The sequence below is a fragment of the Peribacillus frigoritolerans genome (genome assembly GCF_030676415.1).
GTDB classification, from domain to species: Bacteria; Bacillota; Bacilli; order Bacillales; family DSM-1321; genus Peribacillus; species Peribacillus frigoritolerans_A.
The window spans coordinates 1-2813 of record NZ_JAUUTW010000069.1; the positions used below are offsets into that span (position 1 = coordinate 1).

3 protein-coding genes are annotated in these 2813 nt (G+C 33.3%); 2 read left to right on the top strand and 1 reads right to left on the bottom strand.

All coding sequences use genetic code 11. The features are described 5' to 3' along the window. Positions 1-215 precede the first annotated feature (215 nt). A complete protein-coding gene (locus Q8G36_RS28380; RefSeq protein WP_305163123.1) occupies positions 216-413 on the bottom strand; it encodes an IDEAL domain-containing protein in 198 nt (65 codons plus the stop codon). 396 nt (positions 414-809) lie between these two features. Between Q8G36_RS28380 and Q8G36_RS28385 the strand changes: the two genes are divergently transcribed. Together Q8G36_RS28385 and Q8G36_RS28390 are read left to right on the top strand one after the other, a co-directional pair. Continuing rightward, positions 810-947, top strand: coding sequence for a hypothetical protein (locus Q8G36_RS28385; RefSeq protein ID WP_187049253.1), 138 nt, complete (start codon positions 810-812; stop codon positions 945-947). Positions 948-1696: 749 nt separating this feature from the next. Next, positions 1697-2053 (top strand): MmcQ/YjbR family DNA-binding protein, encoded by a 357-nt coding sequence (locus Q8G36_RS28390; RefSeq protein ID WP_148359134.1) that lies wholly within the window; start codon positions 1697-1699, stop codon positions 2051-2053. The last annotated feature ends 760 nt before the right edge of the window (positions 2054-2813 follow it).

Genomic DNA, 2813 nt, shown 5'->3' on the forward strand with positions numbered 1-2813 from the left:
AAAATGGCCTAACATAGTGGGCTCGTAGAGCCCCAATCTCTTAACTTTAGGCGAAAATTCAAAGGGAATTTCAAAAGGGGTTCAGAATTTTTTAATTCCGAACCCCTTTTGTCTACAAACTGAAGGATCTTCGTTTGAAGATCCTTTTTCAATGCCGATAATCAATGGTTATGTTAAGTTCATTTCAAAATCATCTTGATATATAATACAATATTTTAAGAAATATTTTTCAATTCCCCAGTTAATCGTAGAAATTCTTCTTTGTTTCGGTCCTGTAATGACTGGTCAATCTCTTTTCGGATTTGCTCTTTTCGGAAATTACGAAGGGCGTTGTTTAACACCATTTCAGCAAATTCAGAAACCTTGGCGCTTACTTCAGATTGTGGTGTCGTATTAACCAAATTCCTTTCCATAGGAAACCAACTCCTTGACCTTTTTTTTATTATACTTAGAGTTTTCAGATTATTCAAATATTTAGCTTGGTAGTTCCATAGTATCTATTGCCACTGAGTTTACATCTGAAAGTTTAAACTCAGTGAAACCTTCAGTTTTGTGACTTAAACAAGAATATTTTTAATGAATCTCAAAAACTTTTATTCTTTCAGTTTACTTAATCGTTAATCTATACCATTTCCTGATGCTACCCCTTATAGAACTAACGGGTGCTTTACTTCATCATTATCAGGAGCTATCAGCAGCTCCTTTTCATATGCAACTATAGGGGCAGGATAGTTGCATAACAGATCTGGAAAATATAGGATAGTAAAGTTATACTCTTAAACATAAACTGAATTCACCGGAGGGGAAATATGGAATTGTTTATTGGAATAGCTCTTATACTTATTGTATTTTTTTCATCAAGTATTATTGAAAAAAGATTAAAGAATATAGAAAAACAAAACAATCGTGTAATAGAAATTTTAGAAGAAATTAGAGATAAGAAATAAACGTTCTTTAACTAACAGTTTTCTCTTATGGCACTAACGGGGCAGTTTAGTGGAAGAAGAATTAATAGTAAGTGAGTGTTATAATATTACAATCAATAAATTAAGTGGGGGAAGCATATTTGCACAAACTCAATGCATTAATACCAGAGCTCTCAGTTTCAGATATGGAGCAAAGTTTATATTTCTATTAGGAAATTCTCCTGTTTAAAATTGAATATCAACGACCAGAGGATAAGTTTGCTTTCCTGTCTTTAAATGGCTGCCAGATTATGATTGAAGAAGTAAATGGTCATTGGAATACTGGGGAGTTATCTTATCCGTACGGAAGAGGAATTAATTTTCAAATCGTCATAAATGATATTGATCTACTATATGATAGTTTGAAAAAGAACGAGTATCCAATTAAATTTGATATTCAGGAGAATTGGTATAGAGCTGAAACTAAATTAAAGTGACAAAAGGAATTTTTAATTATGGACCCTGATGGTTATCTATTAAGATTTGTCCAAAATTTAGGTGAAAAAGATGTTGAGGCTGATTAAGCTATGCAACAGGGGAAATTTAGTAAAATGAAGCAAGCTACTTTGCGTTAACAGGTGCTTTACTTCAATAAGGGAGTTGCTTTGGCAGCTCTTTTTCTTATGCAGCTAACGGGGCAGGTTAGTGTAATAAAGCGTCCAGGGGTTATAATTAAGGATGCAGCTTTATTAAAAAACTAGCAAGTTATTATGTTAGAGAAGAGGTTAACAATGAAAAATAGAGAGGGAGCTATCGGTTACTGTTTGGGAATGGGTAATACATATGAAGATTATCCATTTCGTGATAAGAATTGGACGTTAATGCGACATATAGATAACAAGAAAGTGTTTGCGTGGATATTTGAAAAAGATGGCCATATTTGGATTAATGTGAAATGTGAACCCGGTTTTTTAGATTATTGGCGTCAGATTTACCATTCGGTAGTTCCGGCATTTCATCTTAATAAGGACCATTGGAATTCGATAATTCTTGACGGTACTGTTCCAAAGGAAGACATTTACGAAATGATAAAACAAAGCTATATGTTAACTAAAAAAAATAATAGTAAAGTTAATTTCAAAAAGTGAAGGCATTGATTCAGCAGGAAGGATTTATGCCTTTTTCTGTGGAACTTACTATGATTGTGAAATAATCTACTTAAAGTAACGGGTGCGTTAGCTGAAGATCGGAGCTGTCTTTAAGGCAGCTTTTTCTTATGGAACTATCGGGGCAGGATAGTTGTATAAGTAAAAAAATGATAAACAGGGAAAATGGGATAATATGGAGTATTAATGTATAATTGGATTGAAATTAGAAAGGGTGGGGATTTGAAAAAATCGTTTTTGTTCAACATCTTAGCAGGACTTATAATCATTGGAGTACAGGTTTTTCATATCGCCAAAGGGGCAAATCTCTTATTCCCTGTTATTATAATAGGTTTATTGGTAGTTTCGTTTATTATGGAACGAAAGGGTGTTAGCTCCTTTTACTGGGCAGGAATAACCATCTTTTTGTTGTGGTTCTCCTTATGGACTATGCTTCCGCAATTGTTTTTTGGACCTTAAAGTAAAGAAAACCCCGTTTTTTAAAAAACGGGGTTTTTTTATTCTTTATTTTTGCTAGAAACTCGCTTTAACTCATAATTGTAGTTTTAAAATAAAGTCGTACCGTTTATCAAAATGATAAACCGTAATCAATACTTGATTTTGGTTTTCCTTAATGAACTAAAGGGGCAGCATTCCTGTAATAACTGAAAATGAGGTTTGAACGAAAAAAGACCTCTTGATAAGATGAATGTGTCCTAAGCTGGCCAGCTAAAAAAGGACAAAACATCTATTTGGAGGTCTC